Below are 19,440 nucleotides of genomic sequence, written 5' to 3'. Positions count from 1 at the left end.
AGTGCCCTACTCCGAGGTCAGCACGCGGAGGTGGCCGCGACGGGTGCCGCCGGGGCGCGGCTGGCCGTCGTTCGTCACGGGCTCGTCGGGGTCGCCCTGCCCGGGGGCGACGGCGGGGCCTCGGGGCGCGGGTGCCGGCGGCCTCGCGGCCTCCCGGACGGCATCGGCCAGCGCGAGCAGGTCATCGCCCTTGGGCTGCGGGTCGACCGGCTCTCGGGCCAGTCTGACGACCTCCCAGCCACGGGGCGCGGAGAGGCGCTCGGCGTGCTCCTCGCACAGGTCGTAGGCATGCGGCTCGGCATAGGTCGCCAGCGGGCCGAGAACGGCCGTCTGGTCGGCGTACACATAGGTGAGCGTGCAGACGGCTTGGCGCTGGCAGGCGGTACGCGAACAACGACGAGCAGTCACGGGTGAACCGTACTCCCCTGAGGCCAGCCGCGCAGTTAGGCTCGCGTACATGACCAGGCACAGGGATCGGCACGGCCGTGGCAGACGCGGACCGATGGCCGTCCCGACCGACCCGAAGGTCCCGGTCCTGCGTACCCGTCGAGAACGCTTCGACGACATCGCGCTCGGGATCGTCACCGAGATCGACGGGCGCTGGCAGTCACGTCTGGGCCTGATCGAGTACGCGGTCGAGGAGTCGCCGGACATCCCCAAGGACTGGGCCGTCGAGGACCACATCCCGCTCGGATCGCTCGAGCGCGGCTCGGGCGCGAAGCCGGCGCGGCTGGTGATCTACCGGCGTCCGATCGAGCACCGCTGCCACACTCGTGCCGAGGTCGAGGCGATGGTGCTCATGGTCGTGGTCGAGCAGGTTGCCGATCTGCTCGGGATCGACGCTGAGGATGTGGATCCGCGCTATCAGCCCTGAGGCTCGGTCTGTCATCTAAGGGCACTTCGGTGCTGAGACTTCGGGGCTGGTCTGGGCCGCCGACCCTGTCCTCGAGTGTTTCTCGCCCTGCTCCGGAGTAAAGGACGGCCTGCGGCCGCCGGCTTCGCCGGTCGCCTTCGGCGATCCTTGACACCGGACCACGTCGAGAAAGACTTGGCTGGCTATCAGGGGCGGCGGCCCCAGTGTGGCCGCAGGCCGGTCGCTCCTCGGGAGGTAGACGCCCCGCATGAACGAAAATTCATTCACCCCTACGGAAGCAGACGCTCCCGTGGGTGAACGAAAATTCGTTCATCCCGCCGACCCCACCCAGCCGAAGCCCCACCCCGTATGTGAACGAAAATTCGTTCACCGCCATGCCCCAAGCCCGTGCCCAACCCCGATCGCCGCGCCAAACCCCTGCCGCCGACCCGATAGCCAGCCAAAATTTCTCCCGTAACGGGTCGGCGGCAAACACCAACCACAAAACGGACCAACCCGCCGGCGCGCAGCGCCAATGACTCAGGGCTCCAACGGCAACGGCAGCCCAGGCGCGACACCGGCGGTGCGTACCTCCGAGCGCAGCGGATGGAACGGTACGACCGCATCGCCGTCGCCGCTCAGCACCACGGCCGCATTGACCTGGACACCCTCGGGGACGAGCTGGATCAGCGCGGTTTCCGCGGGCACCTCGATCTCGGCGCCCAGCCCCGGGCCGACCTTGACGGACTTGGCCTTGAGCGCCTTGCCCTTCGCGGTCATCGGGACCACCTTGACGGTGCCGCTGCTGCCGGTCTTGGCGACGGGGCCGGAGATCACGACCCGCTTCTTGCCGACGCCGGCCCCGGCCGGGACGACGACGGCGGTCGGCTTCGAGATGGTCTCGGTGGCGGTGGTGATCGCGACGTCGCCGCCGCCGACCGAGCGCATCGCGGTGGTGACCGGGCCGGAGGCGACGATCTCGACGCCGTACGCGTCACCGGCGCTGTCCTTGCCGAGCAGCTTGGTCAGGTCGACCTGTGTCTGCCCGTTGGGCGGCACCTTGATCTCCGGAGCGCCCTCGGGGGTGAGCACGTTCTTCGGCGTGAGCAGGCGCAACTCCGCGCTCACCTGGGTGTCGCCGGGATTGGCGACGGTCAGCGTGCGGCGCGAGGAGCTGTTGGGATAGCCCACCAGCAAGTTGGTCTCAGCCGGCGTCGACTGGCCCGGGAAGTAGTCCTCGGACGTCGCCCCGCTCTCGAGCGCGATGGCTCGGTCGCGAACCATCACCCCGGCCTGGCCGCGTACGACCGTGGTCTTCAGGGACAGCTCGCCCTTGCGCGGGATCACGTGCAGCAGGTCGAAGGTGCGGGTGGTGTTGCCGGGGATCGCGACGCCGCGCAGGTCCTCGGGGACCGCCACCGCACCCTTGTCGTCGTAGAGCGAGATGTCGACCGTGGCCGCACCGCTGTTGGGGTTGGTGAGCTCGAGGACCGAGTTGTGGGTGGCACCGGCACCGACCCCGGGGAACCAGGCCTCGGCCTGCGGAGCCAGGCAGCCGGTCGCGGCGAGCGGCTTGGTCGTCGAGCGTCCCGCGACCAGGCCGGGCGCGACCTCCTTGCCGGCCTTGACCACGACCGAGCCGGGCTTGACCGACGCGCCGGTGACCTTGCCGGACCCTACGGTGGCCTGGGTTCCCTTGCCCGCACCCGGACCGCTCAGCGTGACCTCGCCGGACCCGTCGGCGGCGTTCGTGACGGTGACCTGGTCGGTGCCCTTCCTGGCCTTGCCGGGGCACACCACGGTGGCCGCGGCCGGTGCGCTGCTGTCGGCGGCCAGCTTCGGCTGCTCCCACTGGTGGGGCCGGTTGAGCAGGAGGGCGACGGCCATCACGGCGATCAGGCCCAGTGCCACCAGAGCGGTGTTGTCGAGCCGTCGGCTGCGCTGCTTGCGTACGCGGCGCAGCCGGGGTCGCGCCGCGGCAGCGGCCGCGGCCGCCGCCGCCATCCGTCCGCCCCTGGCACGCTCGGGCTCGGCCTCCGGCTCCTCCCCCGCCCGCATCTCCTCGGAGGTCGGCCAGGCCTCGAACTCCGGCTCCGGCTCGGGCTCGTACGGGGCCTGGAACTCACCGGTCCGGTAGTCGCCCTCGTAGGGCGGCGGATAGCCCGTCTGGGCGAGCATCTGACCGGTCTCCGGACCAGGCACGTAAGGCTCCTGGGCATAGAGCTGCTCCGGGGTGTAGCCCTCCGGCGGGTTCTGGGCCGTCTGCCCTGCGTACGGGTCGGCGTAGGGGTCCAGCATCCACGGCTCCTGGCCGTAGACGTCGTCGGCCTGCGGCTCGTGCGAGCGGTCGTAGGGGTCCCGTGAGTGACTCATGCCGACTCCCTCCTCTGGATCAGCGTCGGCAGGCACAGGACCAGGACCACGAACAGCCCGATCCCGGCCAGGACCAACAGGATCGTACGGATGATGGACTGCGACTCGGTCACGCCCGGATCGCTCGGCTCGGAGTCGAGCAGCCAGGCGCGCGTCGAGCGCTCGACGGTGCTCGCCTGGGTCACCGACCCGGAGGCGTCGATGCCCTCGGCGACCGAGGAGTCGGCCGGACCCGGCATCACGATGTAGGCGACGCCCTGGGCGGCCAGGTCGCCGATCACCGCGTCGTCGGGGTCGGCCGCCAGGCGGCGTACGACGCCGGTGAGCTCGTCGGAGCCGCCGGCGACCTGCGCGATCTCGTCCTCGCCGAGGGTGATCCCGTCGTTGCGGAGGACGGAGTAGCGGATGCCCTCGTCGACCGAGCCGCGCAGCACGAGGACGCCGTCCTCCGGGCCGAGGGTGGTCGAGGTCGGGTCGAGCATGTAGGAGGGCACCCCGGTGTGGCCGAGGGCCCGGGTGTTGTCGGTGAGGTCGCCGGAGCCTGCGTAGACGAACCAGCCGAGGCTGCCGATCACCCCGACCGCGGCGACCGTGGCCGCCGCACCGACCATGATCTTCCGCAGCCCGCTCAGACCGTCGAGGATGGCACCCTGGGCCCCCAGCACGGCTGCGACCACGGCGAGGCCCTGGATGGCGACCAGCGGGAAGCCCCAGCCGACCCGGGCGATGCCGGCGTCGAGGTGGATCGGGATCCAGGACAGCAGCATCGTGACGACGGCCGTCGCGACCGCGCCGATCCAGCAGACCATGACCGGGATCCGGGTGCGGCTCGGGATCAGGGCGAGGACCGCCAGCAGCGGCAGCGCCAGGCCCAGCCACCACGGGGCGCCGAGGTCGGCGCCGTCGAGACCGGTCAGACGGCCCACGAGCAGGTCGAACCCACCGGCTGCCGGCGCCGGCAGCCGGCCCGGGTCGAGCAGCAGCCCGGCCCAGCCGCCGGAGAAGATCGACGGCAGCCACCACGGCAGCAGCAGGCCGACCGGCGTCGCGATGGCCGCCGTCGGCGGACCCCACTGGTCGCGGTCGCTGAGCACGGCAGGCATCAGCCGGCGGGCGACGATGAAGATGACCGCCGCGAAGACGGCAGCGACGAGAAACGCCATCGGCGCGAAGGCGGTGATGATGGTCAGCAGCAGACCGGTGCGCCACCCGGCGCGCCAGCGGCGGTCGGCGACGGGGTCGCCGAAGCCGAGCGCGGCGTGCGCGAGCCAGGGCAGCAGCGCGCCGACGACGACCGCACCGATCCGGCCGTCACCGAAGGCGCCGCTGACGTAGGGCACCAGCGCGTACGCCGTCGCACCCCACAGCAGCAGCCAGCGCGGGGCGCCGAGGTGGCTGATCAGCCGGCCCGCGACCCGCAGCAGGCGCCACGCGCCGCCGAGCGCGATCGGGAAGCTGAGCAGCATGACGGCGGTGACCGCCAGGCTCGGGTTGCCGCCCAGGAACGTCGCGAGCACCGCCAGCGGGAAGACGTGTGGCGGCGCGGGCACTCCGGTGCCCTGCGAGATGGCGTGCCAGGACTCGAACTGCAGCCGCCACCAGTCGCCCACGGTCTGGGGCGTCGGCCCGAGGCCGCTGCCGGCCACGCCACCGAGCGCCGCACGTGCGCCGATGACGCCGAGGATGCCGACGACGACGAGGAGCACGGCGACCGGGTTGGTGAACAGCCGTACCAGCCACCCGGTCTCGGCCGGGATCTCGTCCTCCTCCAGCTGGGCCCGCTCGGCCTGCCGTTTGGCGGCGAAGGAGGCCGGATCGGCCTCGGCCTGCGCCATCTGGCGCCGCTCGGCGATGTCGGAGGCCTGCAGGGTGACCGCGGTGGCCACGTCGGAGACGAAGTCCAGACCGTGGCGGTAGGGCAGCCACGGCGGAGGCAGCAGCGCCTTGACGACGTCCTTGTCGGCGTGCGCCTGCTTCCGGCGCCGCCTCTTGGCGACCATGATCTGGCCGGTGTGGCCGTAGATCCAGCCCAACGCGGCCAGGTCGTCGAGCGCCATCCCAGGGTCGCGCACCAGGATGAAGCCGAGCATCCGCCACAGGGTCTGGAAGAAGAACCTGACCATCGTGAACGGGAGCGTCCCCGGCCGGCCGTTGACCAGCAGGGTGTAGAGCGCGGCCCGTCGCTCCTGATAGTGGATCCGGCGCCCGGTCAGCTGCGTCTTGCGTACGCCGCGGTGGGCCGCCTCCACGTGGAAGACGACCGCGTCCGGGACGGCGATGGTCGTGAAGCCGGCGTTGGCGGCCCGCCAGCCGAGGTCCATGTCGGTGCCGAGGACGGGGAGGTGCTTGTCGAAGCCGCCCAGGTATTCGAGGACCTCGCGCCGGATCAGCATGCCGGCGGTGTTGACGGCCAGGACGCGGCGTACCTCGTCGTGCTGACCCTGGTCGTACTCGCCGCGCTCCAGGCCGGTCTCCCGGTTGCCGGTGACCGAGATCGAGACGCCGAGCTCGAGCATCCGGCGCAACGAGGGCCATTCCCGGATCTTGGGGCCGAGGATGTCGGCCTCCGGGTATTCCTCGGCGGCGTTGAGCAGCGTCGCGAGCGCGTGCGGGTCCGGGGTGGAGTCGTCGTGCAGGAACCAGATCCACTCGGGCGGCTGCGCCGCCTGGTGGAGGATCGCGAGGGCCTCGTTGGCCGCATCCGCGAACGTCGTCGACGCCGGGAGCTTGACCACCTGGGCGAAGGTCTCCTCCAGGATCTCGACCGACCTGTCGGTCGAGCCCGTGTCGATCGTGACGGCAAAGCTCACCGGAGCCTGCTGGTTCCTGATCCCGTCGATGACGGTCGGAAGCCAGCCGGCGCCGTTATGAGAGACGAGGACGAGAGCGACCGACGCTTGCACGATCGGCAACCCTAGTGCCCAACTGGTGATAGACCGAATGGACCTGTCGGGCGATCGGCGATATCCCCATGGGCATGAGCGGCGCCCCATCGGCTCCGCGGCGTGGATTGCGAAGCAATCGGCAAACAAGCGCGGATTGCGAAGCAATCGGCAGAACAAGACAGCAGGCCCGGACCTTGACGGTCCGGGCCTTGCTGGCTCGTGCTTGGTTATTGCCTCAGACTGCGCGCTTCTTCAGCTTGCGGCGCTCCCGCTCGGAGAGTCCACCCCAGATCCCGAAGCGCTCGTCGTTGCCCAGAGCAGACTCAAGGCAGTCCTGGCGCACCTCGCAGGTCTGGCAGACCTTCTTGGCCTCCCGAGTCGATCCACCCTTCTCAGGGAAGAACGCCTCCGGATCCGTCTGCGCGCACAGAGCGCGCTCCTGCCAGCCCCCTTCGTCGGTGTCCGGCTCGAGGAGAAACAGCTCTCTCATCGTCTTTCCGACCTTTCGACCCTATTCAGCTTGTTTTCGGGACCGTGACCCCATCTTGGGCCAGTCACCTCCACGCCATCGGCAGGTAACCGATCCCCCCGTTTTTGCGGGAACTGCCTCTTGTTACGACCGAGGTCGTCATTTTGATGCACTTCCCTGCCGAAATCTTTCCCGAGATTTTCAGGCGCTGTCCCCAGCGCTGTCGGTCCCCGGTTCAGTTTCGAATCACACTGATGAAATTACATGCCTGTCGGTGCCACAAGTCAACCCTCAAATCTGCTAGGGCCCCGCTGACACGGGCTTTGCGCACCGGCTGGAGCAGGGGTGCTGGCCCTCGTCTGAGAGGCTAGGACCATGCGTGACATCACCGTTCTCTCCGGCGGCCATGGTGGCTCGAAGTTCATCTCCGGGCTCCTCCACGGCATCTCTACCGGCCGCGTCCCAGGCATTAGGGAAGATGCCCGGGTCACCGTGATCGCCAATACCGCCGACGATCTCTGGATGCACGGCGTCAAGGTCTGCCCCGACCTCGACACGGTGATGTACACCCTTGGCAACGGATTCGACCATGAGCGTGGCTGGGGCCGCAAGGCCGAGACGTGGTCGGTCAAGGAGGAGCTCGAGGCCTACGGCGTGCCCGGCACCTGGTTCGGGCTCGGCGACCGCGACATCGCCACCCATCTCGTGCGCACCCAGATGCTCGAGGCCGGCTTCCCGTTGTCGCAGGTCACCGCCGCGTTGTGCGAACGCTGGCTGAAGCCTGTATGGGGCGACCGGGTGCAGCTGCTGCCGATGACCGACGACCGGGTCGAGACCCATGTGGCGGTCAAGGACGAAAATTCACCCAGCGGTCTCTCGGTCGTTCACTTCCAGGAATACTGGGTACGCCTCCGAGCCGGCGTTCCCGTCGAGAAGCTGATCTTCGTGGGGCAGGACGAGTCGAAGCCGGGTCCGGGCGTGATGGACGCGCTGCTGAAGTCCGACCTGGTGATCGTGCCGCCCTCCAACCCGGTCGTCTCGATCGGGACCATCCTCGGCGTGCCCGGGATCCGGGAGGGCCTGGTCGCCACCTCGGCCCCCGTGGTCGGGATCTCTCCGATCATCAGCGGCCATCACGTACGCGGCATGGCGGAGCAGATGCTGGCCGCCATCGGCGTCGACGCGACCGCCGCCGGCGTCGGTCTGCACTATGGGACGCGGGGCTCCGGCGGGATCCTCGACGGCTGGCTGGTCGACACCGCCGACGCCGCTGCCGTCGCCTCCCTCACCGAGTCCGGGCTGAAGGCGGCCGCGGTCCCGCTGTGGATGTCCTCCGAGGACGCGACCGCCGACATCGCCGCCGCCGCGGTCGGGCTGGTCGCCCGATGACCGGCATCACCGTCACCGCCCCCGACGGCGTACCGGAGGTGCGTAAGGGTGACGACCTCGCCGCCCTGCTCCTCACTGCGCTCGACTCTGGCCTCGCGTCGCCGCTGGCCGACGGCGACATCGTCGTGGTCACCTCGAAGGTGGTCTCCAAGGCCGAAGGGCAGGTCCGCGAGGGCAACCGGGACGACGCGCTCCCTGGCGAGACGACGCGGGTGGTGGCCCGGCGCGGGCCGACCCAGATCGTGCGCAGCCGGCTCGGGCTCACGATGGCCGCGGCCGGGATCGACGCCTCCAACGTCGAGGCCGGCCACATCGTGCTGCTGCCGCTCGACCCCGACGCCTCCGCGCGCGCCCTGCGCGCGACGCTGCGCGACCGCACCGGCGCGAACGTCGGGGTGATCATCACCGACACCGCCGGCCGCGCCTGGCGCGACGGCCAGACCGACATCGCGATCGGCGCGGCCGGGCTCGAGGTGCTGGAGAGCTTCGCCGGCCAGGTCGACGCCTACGGCAACGACCTCGTCGTCACCGCCCCCGCCGTCGTCGACGAGATCGCCTCGGCGGCCGAGATCTCCCAGGGCAAGCTGGGCGCACGGCCGTTCGCGGTCCTGCGCGGCCGCGCCGACCTGGTCCGCGAGCCCGGCGACGACGGGCCGGGAGCCAGCACGCTCATCCGCCCCGAGGGGTCGGACTTCTTCGGCTTCGGCGCCCGGGAAGCCGTCGTACGCGCCCTGAAGGGTGCCGTCGCGGACCAGGCCCCGTTCGGCGCCCCGGCGAGCGTCGAGGAGCTCTCGGCAGCCGTCGTGGAGGTGATCGGGACCGCTCCCGTTCCGCACGAGGGCGGGCTCCGGGTGGCGGGAGCCGACCCGGCGGTGGTCGCCGCGCTGGCCTTCGCCCATGGCTGGCGATGCGAGCGCGAGGAGAACAATCGCGGGGCAACTTCCCTACTGCTACCACTGACCACCTAGAATCTGCGCGTCCCGACAAAAGACCCGAGGTACGCCGAACCGTGGCCAACAAGTCGCTCAACAAAGACCGCCGTGCGGTCATCAACGACATCCGCAAGAAGCAGGGCCGCGCCGAGCGCGTCCGTGGTGCGGCGATCGTCGGTGTCTGCGTCGCCATCGCCCTCGTGATCGTGGGTGCCGCCGCGTGGGGCCCGATCACCGGCTTCTTCAAGGACCGTGAATACAACGACGTCGCGCTGCAGGACATCGGCAAGAGCCCCAAGGCCGCCGGCTGTCAGAAGGTGACCGAGATGGCGGCCGACGGCAACCAGAACCACATCGCCACCGGCACCCAGCAGACCTACACCACTGCTCCCCCGGCCTTCGGTCCGCACTGGAACGAGGCCAACGTCGCCCCGGCCGACATGTCGCGCAAGTTCTACACCGCCGCGGACCGTCCGGAGCTCGAGGCGCTGGTGCACAACCTCGAGCACGGCTACACGATCGTGTGGTACGACGAGACCGTCTCCAAGGACGAGCAGGACCTGCTCTACGCCATCGGGAAGAAGTTCTCCGGCACCTCGAACTTCCGCTACAAGTTCATCGCGGCCCCGTGGACCGCTGCCGACGCCAAGGAGACTGCGGTCGCCGGCGACAAGAAGACCGAGTTCCCCTCGGGCACCCACATCGCCCTCACCCACTGGTACGCGGACCCGGCCAACCCGACCGAGGCCTCCACCCAGAAGGGCGCCTTCCAGTACTGCGCAGACGTCTCCGGCGAGGCGATCAAGGACTTCATGCAGAAGTTCCCCTACACCGCCAGCCCCGAGGCCCAGGCCATGTGAGGTCCTCGCGTTCGCCCGGCGCTTGCGCCGGGCGAACGCGAGGAGATCGAGCGAGCCCCGCGACCGCGAGCCTGCGAGCGGTCGCGACGGGCGGGTCGAGATCCAGTCGAGAGTGGAGGCAGTCCCATGAGGGGGCTGCCGCCACTCTCTTTTAGGTGAGGTCGGTGCGATCGGAGTCCTTGAGGGCGGCGACGATCTTCTTGACCTGCTGGGCATGACTGCGGGTGGTGACCAGGACGGCGTCGTCGGTGTCGACGACGACGATGTCCTCGAGGCCGATCAGGGCGATCATGCGACCGGAGTGGGGCACCACCAGGCCGGTCGAGTCGAGGGCGTGGACGAGGGTGTCGTCGCCGAGGATCGTGGGCCCCTCCGGTGAGGCGGTCGCGGCGGCCTGGAGCAGCGTCGCGAGCGAGTCGAAGTCACCGATGTCGTCCCAGCCGAGATCGGCGGGCACCGTGGCCACCTTGCCGGCGGCCGCGGCCGGCTCCGCGACTGCATGGTCGACGGCGATCTTCGGCAGCGTCTCCCACAGCTCCTCGAGCCGTGACGGCTCGGCGGCGATGGCCCGCAGCCGCTCGGTGAAGCCGGGGTCCGACTCCGCGAGCAGCTCGAGGAGGACGGTGGGACGGACGACGAACATCCCGGCGTTCCAGCGGTAGCGGCCGGTTGCAAGGTAGCCGGCCGCGACCTCGGCCGACGGCTTCTCGACGAACTCGTCGACCAGGAAGGCCCCCGGGTGGCCGGCCAACGGCTTGCCCTCGGCGATGTAGCCGAACGCGGTCGAGGCGAAGGTCGGCGAGATCCCGATCGTGACCAGCCAGCCGTCCGCGGCGATCGCCGCGGCGCGGCGTACGGTCTCGTGGAAGTTGTCGACGTTGCGGATCACGTGGTCGGCGGCGAAGGAGCCCATCACCGCATCCGGGTCGCGGCGCTCCAGGAAGGCCGCGGCCAGACCGATCGCGGCCATCGAGTCGCGCCCGCTCGGCTCGGCCAGGATCGCATCGTGCGGCACCTCGGGCAGCTGCTCGCACACCGCCCGCTCGTGGACCGCACCGGTCACCACCATGATGCCGTCCGAGACAGGCTCCAGCCGGTCGTAGGTCTCCTGCAGGAGCGTACGTCCGTGGCCGGTGAGGTCGCGGAGGAACTTCGGCTCCGAGGAGCGCGAGAGCGGCCACAGCCGGGTGCCTGCGCCGCCGGCGGGGATCACTGCCCAGAAGGTCATGCGGCACACCTTAGAGTTTCGGGGTGACCAGCTTTCCCGAGACCCTCGCCCGAGCCCTGCGGAACAACCCCGGCGGTCCGTTCGTGACGTTCTACGACGACGCCAGCGGCGAGCGCCAGGAGCTGTCGACCACGACCTACGCCAACTGGGTGGCCAAGGCGTCCGGCCTGCTCGTCGACGAGCACGGTCTCGAGCGCGGCGACAGCATCCGGATCGATCTGCCGGCCCACTGGCTGGCCACGGTGTTCCTCGGTGCCGCCTGGAACACCGGGCTCGTGGTGACCGACTCCGAGAGCCCCGACGCAGTCGTCTGCGGCCCCGACTCCCTGGAGACCTGGGCGGACGAGGCCGGGAAGCGACCGACCCTGGCGTGCTCCCTGCTGCCCTTCGGCGTACGTTTCGCCGACCCGCTCCCCCAGGGCGTCCACGACGTCGGCATCGAGGTCTGGGGACAGCCGGACGGGTTCATCCCCGTGGACCCGCCCGCCGCGGACGACGCGGCCACGTCGTGGGCCGGCGCCGAGACGAGCCACACGGACCTGTTCGGGGGCGACGGGAACAGCGCGCGGCTGCTCTCGACCGTCGCGTCGGCCTCACCGGAAGGTGCCGAGCTCTTGGCCGCCCTGCTCGCCGGGGGCGGCTCGCTGGTGCTGATCACCAACGCGAGCGCAGACCGGCTGACTGTCGTCGCTTCCAGCGAGCGCGCGACGCAATTCCCGCATCAATCGTCCTGATATTTCAATACCGCAAGGATATCGGAGCGCTCGACGATTCGCGTCTCGGCAACGGAAATCATCCGTCCGAATCTTCCCTCTTGCACTCAGAGAATTGGGTCGGTGCTGGCCCCGTATTCGTAATCCGGAACCAGCACCGACAGGACGCTTACGGACGCGGCGCAACGGCGCTCCACGACCCCAGAGGAAGAGGTCAACTGTCCTGAGTGTCGTGGCCGATCGGGAAGCTCCGCCCACCATGCCGCGCGGCGTCGTGGGCGGGCCTACAGCATGTTCAGAACAGCGATCACTGCCTGGATAATCGTGTCGATGATGCCGCTTGACATAGCAGACTCCTTTCTAAGCACCCGAGGAACCCTAGAAAGCGAGGAAACCACCGGTTAGAAGCGCGCAAAACGCCCTCCCCTGTCGCAAACTCGCTGAAAACACAGTAAGCACATGTCGTCAGCAGTGTCCACGTAATCCTCGGAATTACCGCGATATCGAAACCACAAAACCTATGAGTTTCGAGAAGTCGACTCGTCGGATTCCGGTGCTATCCGAACTGGTCGTAACCCCGCACGACGCCCATCTGGGTCTTCCGGTCCCAGCCGCCGCTCTGGTTGTGCTCGTAGGCGAACCACATCCCGTCGGACCTGCGACGCAGCAGCAGGTCGCCGCCGGTGGAGGCGCCGCGCAGGTCCTTGGTCGCGAGGATGAAGTCGAAGACGCTGGTGTCGATACCGGGGTCGGAGTAGGTGGTCAGGCCACCAGGGCCGTTCGTGCGGAAGATCAGCAGCTTGCCGGAGACCTTGAAGATCGCCTCCGGCGAGCCGTCGTCGGCGTAGAACCGGCCGGCGCCGATGACCTGGCTCGACCCGCTCACCGCGCTGCGCATCCGGTAGGACGCACCCAGCGCGTTGGTCCCGTGGCCGGGCCAGACCCGGATCTCGCCGGTGGAGTGTTTGCCCAGGATGTCGGGCCAACCGTCTCCGGTGATGTCACTGACGACGTCGATGACGGAGACGGACTCGAAGTTGCGCCCGATGATGACGCCGGTGGCGAACGTCTCGGTGCCGTTGCCCCGGTTGACCCGGATCGTGCCGTCCGTGTGGCGGATCAGGATGTCGCCGTCACCGTCGCGGTCCCAGTCACCGGCGTTCATCAGCGTGGCCGAGGTGCCGCCGATCAGGTTGGTCGCCCGCGGCGTACCGAAGTGGGCGGTGCCGTCGGTGCGGAGCACGACGATCCGCTTGTCGCTGGCCCGCCGGGCGACGAGGTCGGGGTAGCCGCGGCCGCTGATCTGCGACTGCAGCTCACGCGCGGCCCATCCGGCCTGCTTCGAGCCGGCCTGCGAACGGATCGTGCTCAGCTTGGCGTAGAGGTAGCGGCCCGGGCACGCGGTGGAACCGGCGTCACGATGGCCCATGATCGCGTGCGAGAAGGTGTGGTCGCCCATGCGGGTCGAGCCCTTGTCACCCCGGACGCCGTGCAGCGACAGCTTCCACGCGAACAGCGTGCCGAACGCGTTGACCAGCTCCGTGGAGGGCGCGACGTTGTCGAAGTTGCCGATCGCGGACGCGCCGAAGCTGTAGCTGTTGTAGCCCGAGGTGTGGGCGCCCACGACGGGACGGTCGACACCGCCGTAGCGGCCCTCCCAGATCCGGCCGAACTTGTCGATCAGGAAGTTGTAGCCGATGTCGCGCCAGCCGCGACTCTGCACGTGGTAGAGGTAGATGCTCCGGATGATCCCGGGCACCTGGTCCCTGGTGTAGGAGTTGGTGTTGACCGTGTGGTGCACGAACCCACCGCGGACCTCGTTGTAGTCGGGCGGCCCCGACTCACGCACGCTCTCGTCGGCGCCCCACTGGCGACGGCTGTAGATGCTGGGCTTGGGGGTGTACGCAGCAGCCGACAGCGTAGCCGCCTCCCCCTCCTCGGCGCTCTCGACGTCCTCGGCCCCCTCGGCCGGCTGCGGGGCGTCGTCGGCTCCGGTCTCGATCTCGGGCGACTCGCTGCGCGTCGACTCCGCCTCGCCAGGGGTGATCACCGCCAGCCTGAGGTCGGCCGGCACCTGCGCACCGGTCAGCCGCAGCCGGGTCTGCACCTGGTCGACCTCGCCGACGACCGCCTCCATGGTGCCCGGGCGCGCCCCGTCGGCCTCCGCGGATCCTGGGTCGGGAGCATGGTCGTCGAGATGGACGTCCATCGCCTGCCAGTCGCTCCAGGTCCCGTCCGCCAACGTGCGTACGTCGGCCCCGACCGCCTCCTCAGGGACGACCGCGCCGGGCGCCCAGGTGAGCCCGACCGTCCCGAAGCCGTCCACCGGCTGCGGAAGGCTGGTGACGGTCACCGTGTCGCCCCGAGAGCTGGCCTTCTCGGCCTGGGCGGTGAGCCGGCCGATGACCCCGCGACCGGACTGACGGTCCTTCGCGAGGGGTGCGGTGAGCGAGATCTCCGCCAGGTGGGCGTCGACCGGGGCGGCGGGCACCCGCGCCGCCGACCGCGCGGCCACCTCGCTCCCTGAGATCGAGGCATCCCCGGGCCGGACCACCTTCAGGTCGACGACGGTGCTCGCCGGCACCAGCGCGGCCAGGACGACCCCGAGCACGAGCAGCTGCTGGGTCGAGGCGACATAGCGCGACCGAACGCGCCGAACGTCGCTCGACTCCTGTTGCCCGGCCTGCGAAATCATGCGTGGATCCCCCTGGTTCCGTAACACCAGGGAACATCTTTCACATCAGCAACACAGGTTGGGAAGAGCCCGCAAAGAACTACAAACCTGTAATTCCTCGCGGGCTCTCGCCGTGCTGGACAGCCTCAGACCTCCGCGCCGAGGGCGCTGTCGGCGGCCTCGAGCTGCTTGAGCTTGGCCGACCCCTTGGCGTCGTCCTCACCGTAGTGGAGGTACTCGATGCCCTCGTCGACGTCGCCGTCGAAGACCAGGCGGCCCTTCTCCAGGCAGATCACGCGGTCGCACATCCGCTTGACCGAGCCGGCGGCGTGGCTGACGTAGACCACGGTGCGGCCGCTGTCGCGGATCTCCTCCATCTTCTCCATGCACTTCTTCTTGAAGGGCTTGTCACCGACGGCGAGGACCTCGTCGGCGAGGAAGATGTCGGAGTCGATGTGGACGGCGACGGAGAACCCGAGGCGCGAGTACTGCCCCGAGGAGTAGTTGCCGACCGGCGAGTTGAGGTGGTCGCCGAGCTCGGCGAACCGCACCACGTCGTCGTAGATCGCGGCGGTCTCGTCCTCGGAGAGCCCGTAGATCGCCGCGTTGAGGAAGATGTTCTCCCGCCCGGACAGCTGCGGGTGGAAGCCCGCACCCGTCGCGATCAGGCCGGCGATCTGGCCGCGCGTCTTCACGACACCCTGGTCAGGGCGCATCACGCCGCTGATCAGCTTGAGCAGCGTCGACTTGCCCGAGCCGTTCAGACCCATCAGGCCGACCGACTCGCCCTGCTTGATCGTGAAGCTGACGTCGTCCAGCGCCTTGAAGGTGTTGGAGACGGCCCGGCCCTTGATCTTGGCGACGGTGATGTCCTTGATGCTGCGGTGGTAGCGGAGCGTGAAGTTCTTGGTGACCCCGTCCACCACGATCGAGTCGGCGGTCATGTCAGACGCTCCGGAATCTTGTTCTCGTGCTTGCTGAAGATCAGCTGGGCAATCACCAGCAGGACCAGCGAGACGCCGAAAGCGCCCAGCCCGAACAGCCACAGATGCTCGGGGAGATGCTTGGCCGCGGTGAGCTCGGGATTCGGGGTCACCCCGACCCAGAAGGCCTGCTGGAAGAGCAGCACCGCGTCCGCGATCGGGTTGAGCAGGTAGATCCAGGCCTTGTCCCCGAGCGCACCCTCGATCATCGAGAACGGATACATCATCGGGACGCCGAACCGGATGTAGTTGGTCAGGATGTTGACCGCGCTGCCGAAGTCACGGAAGAAGACGTTGGCCAGGCTGAAGACCAGCGCCAGGGCGGTGCCCAGCGACATCACGATGCCGAGAGCCAGCAGGAGGGACGGCACCGCCGCCCAGGTCGGTGTCCATCCGCTGAACAGACAGACGACAAGGAGGATGAGGGCCGCCGGCACCAGGTGGTAGAGCGAGACCAGCATCGAGGCGACCGGGAACATCTCCTTCGGCATCGCCATCTTCTTCAGCAGACCCTTGTTGCTGAGCAGGGAGCGGGTCCCGGCTCCGAAGGTCTCGGTGAAGAAGTGCACGATGACGAGCCCGGCGAAGAGGTGGACCGGGTAGTTGTCCATCCCATGGTCGGCGCCCATGATCTTGCCCATGAAGATCCAGTAGACGAGGAACTGCGTCAGCGGGTTGATGTAGGACCAGAAGACACCGAGCATCGAGTTGGAGTAGCGACCGCTGATCTCCCGCTGCACGAGCAGCTTGAGGAGGTAGCGGCGCTTGAAGACCGAGAGCAGCCCGAGGTTCTCCGCGGGAGGTGCCAGCGGCGCATCGACGATCCGTACGGGGCGTTCATCAACTCCGGTTGCCATCGGTCCCCTTCTCCTCAGCGACCTTCCACGGTTCGAAGGTCTTCTCCCAGGCCTCGGGCGAGGTGAACTCGCTCAGCTTGGAGCGGTACTCCTCGGCCAGCTTGGGCCACTGGCGCTTGAGCCGGCGGTGCACCTTGATGGTGTCCTTCAGCATCTGGTTGAAGAGCTTCTTGTCGCGGCGGTAGAAGGCAGCGCCCTGCTGGTCGTTCATCGACACGATGGCGCTGTCGTACTTGGTGATCCGGTACCACTGGTTGTCCATCGCCGCGAGCTCGGCCTCGGGGAACTCCGTGGAGAGCTTGCGCGGCTTCATGAGCTGCCGGATCGGCGCCTTGAGCGCGGCCAGCTTGACCTCGCGGTTGGTCGGGACCTCGGTGTCCTCCTTGCCCTTGCGCGGCGGCTTGTGGCGGCGCACGGGCGGGAACTCGTCACGGTCGGCCTTGAGCTGCGCGTCCGGGTAGTCCTTGACCATCTCGCGTACGGCGGGGAGCTGGGTCGCGAGGGTCTCGTGGAGCTTCTCGGGGCCGGCGAGCACGTCGAGCAGCGCCTGGTGGCGCAGCAGGACCGTCGAGTACTGCATCGAGACCAGGTGCTTGATCTGGTGGGAGAACGACTCGGTGACCATCCGGCCGCCGTCGTCGTAGATCGAGTGCAGGAGCGCGGCGACGAAGCGGTTGCGCTGGTGGAAGTAGGACTGCCAGTCGAGGGCGTCGTTCTTGTCGGTCCACGGGACGTGCCACACGGCCGCACCCGGGAAGGAGACAGTCGGGAAGCCGGCCGCCTTCGCACGCAGGCCGTACTCGGAGTCGTCCCACTTGATGAAGACCGGCAGCGAGAGCCCGATCTCCTCGATCACCTTGCGCGGGATCAGGCACATGAACCAGCCGTTGAAGTCCACGTCGACGCGCTTGTGCAGCCAGCGGGTCGAGCGCAGGTTGCGGGCGCCGAAGTCCCAGTCGCCGTAGACGCCGGGCGCCGACTGCCACCAGAACCGCCACGGCTGGACGATCTCGCCGTAGGAGTGCAGGCGCGACTTGGCGTAGAGCGAGAACATGTGGCCACCGACGATGGTCGGCCGCTTGGCGAGGTCACCGAAGGTGATCGCGCGGATGATGCCCTCAGGCTCGCAGACGACGTCGTCGTCCATCATCAGGGCGTACGTCGCGGTGCCCTTGCGCAGCGACTCGAGCTGACCGCGCGCGTAGCCGCCGGAGCCACCCAGGTTGCCCTGCTCGATGATGTGCAGCAGGTCGCCCAGAGCCTTCTCGGCCGCCGGGAACTCGACGTCGTCGGCGACCTTCTTGGTGCCCTGCTCCATCACGAAGACGGTGTCGAGGTAGGGGCGCAGCTGCTCGTCCTCACCCATCTGCGCGAGCAGCTTGGCGCAGAAGTCGGGCTTGTTCATCGTGGTGACGCAGATGTCGACGGTGCCGTGCTCGGCACGGTCGTCGGGGACCTCCGCGGTCCACTCCGCCGAGGTGATGACGGCGTCCTCGTCGGAGGCGACCACGTCGTACCAGTACCAGCCGCCGTCGACGAACGGCTTCAGCGGCAGGTCGAAGGTGAAGGTGCCCTCGGGGTTGGTGCCGGTGTCGGCGGCGTCGACGCGCTGGGAGCGGCCGTTGGCCATCGACTTGTAGACGATGACGCTCGCGCCGCGACCCTGCAGGGCGACGGTCAGCTTCACGCTGTCGACCACGGTGTGTCGGCGCCAGTAGCTGGCCGGGAACGCGTTGAAGTAGGTGCCGAGCGAGAGCCGCTCGCTCTTCAGGATCCGCAGCGCCGTACGCGACTCGATCTGGTCGGGGTGGATCTGGGTGCCGTCGTTGATCGACTGGCGGATCTGGGCGTTGTTGAGCGCCTGGGCCGTCTTGTCGGAGCCGACCTCGTACTTGTCGGCGTCGAGGATGGCAGCCTGGTTGTCGACGTAGAGCGGGAGTACGTCGGAGTCACGGTCCAGGGGCAGGATCTGCCGCTGGAGCAGTCGGGTCACGCTCATTCGTCAACGCCTCCGGAGGTGAGCGGGGTGCCGTCCTCGAAGTGGGGACGGAGCTTGTTCTCGAACATGGTGAGCGCGGACGCGATCGCCATGTGCATGTCCAGGTACTTGTAGGTGCCGAGGCGGCCGCCGAAGAGCACCATCGGCTCCTTCTTGGCCAGGTCGCGGTAGACCAGGATCTTCTCGCGGTTGTCGGCGGTGTTGATCGGGTAGTACGGCTCGTCGCCCTCCTGGGCGAAGCGGCTGTACTCCTTCACCACGATCGTCTTGCCGGGCTTGTAGCGGTCGGCACGCTCGGGGTGGAGGTGCTTGAACTCGAGCTCGCGGGTGAACGGGACCTCGGGGTCGTTGGCGTTCACCACGCCGGTGCCCTGGTAGTCGTCCACGTCGAGGATCTCGGACTCGAGGTCCACGGTGCGCCAGGAGAGCTTGCCGGCGGAGAAGCCGAAGTATTCGTCGACCGGACCGGTGTAGACGATCGGGACCTTGCCCTTGTAGTCGTCGACGACCGTGAAGAAGTCGGTGTCGAGCATGACCGTGATGTTCGGGTGGTCGGCCATCCGCTCCAGCCACGCGGTGTAGCCGTCGACCGGCAGACCCTCGTACTTGTCGTTGAAGTAGCGGTTGTCGAAGGTGTAGCGGACCGGGAGGCGCGTGATGATGTCGGGCGACAGCTCCTTGGGGTCCTTCTCCCACTGCTTGGCGGTGTAGCCCTTGATGAACGCCTCGTAGAGCGGGCGGCCGATCAGCGAGATCGCCTTCTCCTCGAGGTTCTGGGCATCCTCGGTCTTGAACTCGCTGGCCTGCTCGGCGATCAGCGCGCGCGCCTCGTCGGGGGTGTGCGACTTCCCGAAGAACTGGTTGATCAGCGCCAGGTTCATCGGCAGGGAGTAGACCTGCCCCTTGTACTTCCCGAAGACCTTGTGCTTGTAGTCGGTGAAGTCGGTGAACTTCCGCACGTAGTTCCACACCTTCTCGTTGGAGGTGTGGAAGAGATGGGTGCCGTACTTGTGCACCTCGATGCCGGTCTCCTCGTCGAACTCGGAGTAGGCGTTGCCACCGATGTGGGGGCGGCGCTCGATGATGAGCACCTTCTTGTCCAGCTCGGAGGCGGCGCGCTCGGCGATGGTCAGGCCGAACAGGCCGGAGCCGACGATGACGAGGTCAGGAGTGGTTTCAGGGGAGGACACGATCGCTCAGTCTAGGTCTCTGTGGGTAAGGGGTC

Annotated in this window: 15 protein-coding genes; 5 read left to right on the top strand and 10 right to left on the bottom strand. The window is 68.6% G+C overall.

From position 1 onward, the window contains the following. Positions 1-6 precede the first annotated feature (6 nt). A complete protein-coding gene (locus ACIA03_RS18230; RefSeq protein ID WP_396985013.1) occupies positions 7-459 on the bottom strand; it encodes a DUF3499 domain-containing protein in 453 nt (150 codons plus the stop codon). Here ACIA03_RS18230 and ACIA03_RS18225 point away from each other — a divergent pair. Beyond that, complete coding sequence (locus tag ACIA03_RS18225; RefSeq protein ID WP_396985011.1) at positions 458-874, top strand: metallopeptidase family protein; 417 nt, start codon at positions 458-460, stop codon at positions 872-874. The two genes, ACIA03_RS18230 and ACIA03_RS18225, sit on opposite strands and share 2 nt — an antisense overlap. Before the next feature lie 519 nt (positions 875-1,393). Here the strand turns inward: ACIA03_RS18225 and ACIA03_RS18220 are convergent. From ACIA03_RS18220 to ACIA03_RS18210, 3 genes are all read right to left on the bottom strand, one after another. Beyond that, complete coding sequence (locus ACIA03_RS18220; protein ID WP_396985009.1) at positions 1,394-3,226, bottom strand: DUF5719 family protein; 1,833 nt, start codon at positions 3,224-3,226, stop codon at positions 1,394-1,396. Further along, positions 3,223-6,129 (bottom strand): glycosyltransferase, encoded by a 2,907-nt coding sequence (locus tag ACIA03_RS18215; RefSeq protein WP_396985007.1) that lies wholly within the window; start codon positions 6,127-6,129, stop codon positions 3,223-3,225. Before ACIA03_RS18215 ends, ACIA03_RS18220 begins: the two co-directional genes overlap by 4 nt. 217 nt (positions 6,130-6,346) lie before the next feature. After that, positions 6,347-6,601, bottom strand: coding sequence for a WhiB family transcriptional regulator (locus tag ACIA03_RS18210; protein ID WP_008361238.1), 255 nt, complete (start codon positions 6,599-6,601; stop codon positions 6,347-6,349). Between the two features lie 354 nt (positions 6,602-6,955). Between ACIA03_RS18210 and cofD the strand changes: the two genes are divergently transcribed. From cofD to ACIA03_RS18195, 3 genes are read left to right on the top strand one after another with little or no spacing between them, the layout of a single operon-like run. Further along, a complete protein-coding gene (gene cofD, locus ACIA03_RS18205; RefSeq protein WP_396985004.1) occupies positions 6,956-7,969 on the top strand; it encodes a 2-phospho-L-lactate transferase in 1,014 nt (337 codons plus the stop codon). After that, positions 7,966-8,937, top strand: coding sequence for a coenzyme F420-0:L-glutamate ligase (locus ACIA03_RS18200; protein ID WP_396985002.1), 972 nt, complete (start codon positions 7,966-7,968; stop codon positions 8,935-8,937). Before cofD ends, ACIA03_RS18200 begins: the two co-directional genes overlap by 4 nt. A 41-nt stretch (positions 8,938-8,978) precedes the next feature. After that, positions 8,979-9,761 carry a DUF3105 domain-containing protein gene (locus ACIA03_RS18195; protein WP_396985000.1) on the top strand — a complete coding sequence of 261 codons (783 nt, stop codon included), beginning with the start codon at positions 8,979-8,981 and terminating at the stop codon, positions 9,759-9,761. A 151-nt stretch (positions 9,762-9,912) separates the two neighbouring features. On the opposite strand, the gene ACIA03_RS18190 is transcribed toward ACIA03_RS18195, so the two are convergent. Further along, the gene (locus ACIA03_RS18190; RefSeq protein ID WP_396984998.1) at positions 9,913-10,989 is read right to left on the bottom strand and encodes a mannose-1-phosphate guanylyltransferase; all 1,077 of its coding nucleotides are present in this window, start codon (positions 10,987-10,989) and stop codon (positions 9,913-9,915) included. 23 nt (positions 10,990-11,012) lie between these two features. Here ACIA03_RS18190 and ACIA03_RS18185 point away from each other — a divergent pair, with 23 nt between their 5' ends. Further along, positions 11,013-11,723, top strand: a complete 711-nt coding sequence (locus ACIA03_RS18185) for a TIGR03089 family protein (RefSeq protein WP_396984996.1) — start codon at positions 11,013-11,015, stop codon at positions 11,721-11,723. Positions 11,724-12,258: 535 nt separating this feature from the next. Here the strand turns inward: ACIA03_RS18185 and ACIA03_RS18180 are convergent. From ACIA03_RS18180 to glf, 5 genes are all read right to left on the bottom strand, one after another. Beyond that, on the bottom strand, positions 12,259-14,397 hold the full coding sequence (locus ACIA03_RS18180) for an N-acetylmuramoyl-L-alanine amidase (protein ID WP_396984994.1): 2,139 nt from the start codon (positions 14,395-14,397) through the stop codon (positions 12,259-12,261). A 125-nt stretch (positions 14,398-14,522) separates the two neighbouring features. Further along, a complete protein-coding gene (locus tag ACIA03_RS18175; RefSeq protein WP_396984992.1) occupies positions 14,523-15,320 on the bottom strand; it encodes an ABC transporter ATP-binding protein in 798 nt (265 codons plus the stop codon). Then, positions 15,317-16,216, bottom strand: coding sequence for an ABC transporter permease (locus ACIA03_RS18170; RefSeq protein WP_396984990.1), 900 nt, complete (start codon positions 16,214-16,216; stop codon positions 15,317-15,319). Before ACIA03_RS18170 ends, ACIA03_RS18175 begins: the two co-directional genes overlap by 4 nt. Next, positions 16,200-18,215, bottom strand: a complete 2,016-nt coding sequence (locus ACIA03_RS18165) for a glycosyltransferase (protein ID WP_396984988.1) — start codon at positions 18,213-18,215, stop codon at positions 16,200-16,202. The genes ACIA03_RS18170 and ACIA03_RS18165 overlap by 17 nt, the downstream gene beginning before the upstream one ends. Next, positions 18,212-19,405: a UDP-galactopyranose mutase gene (gene glf / locus ACIA03_RS18160; RefSeq protein ID WP_396984986.1), complete on the bottom strand. Its 1,194-nt coding sequence runs from the start codon at positions 19,403-19,405 to the stop codon at positions 18,212-18,214. The genes ACIA03_RS18165 and glf overlap by 4 nt, the downstream gene beginning before the upstream one ends. Positions 19,406-19,440: the final 35 nt, after the last annotated feature.

It is taken from the genome of Nocardioides sp. NPDC051685 (genome assembly GCF_044453405.1).
Lineage (GTDB): Bacteria > Actinomycetota > Actinomycetes > Propionibacteriales > Nocardioidaceae > Nocardioides.
Note: the sequence above shows the minus strand (reverse complement) of the source record. Positions and strands in the feature narration are given on the sequence as shown.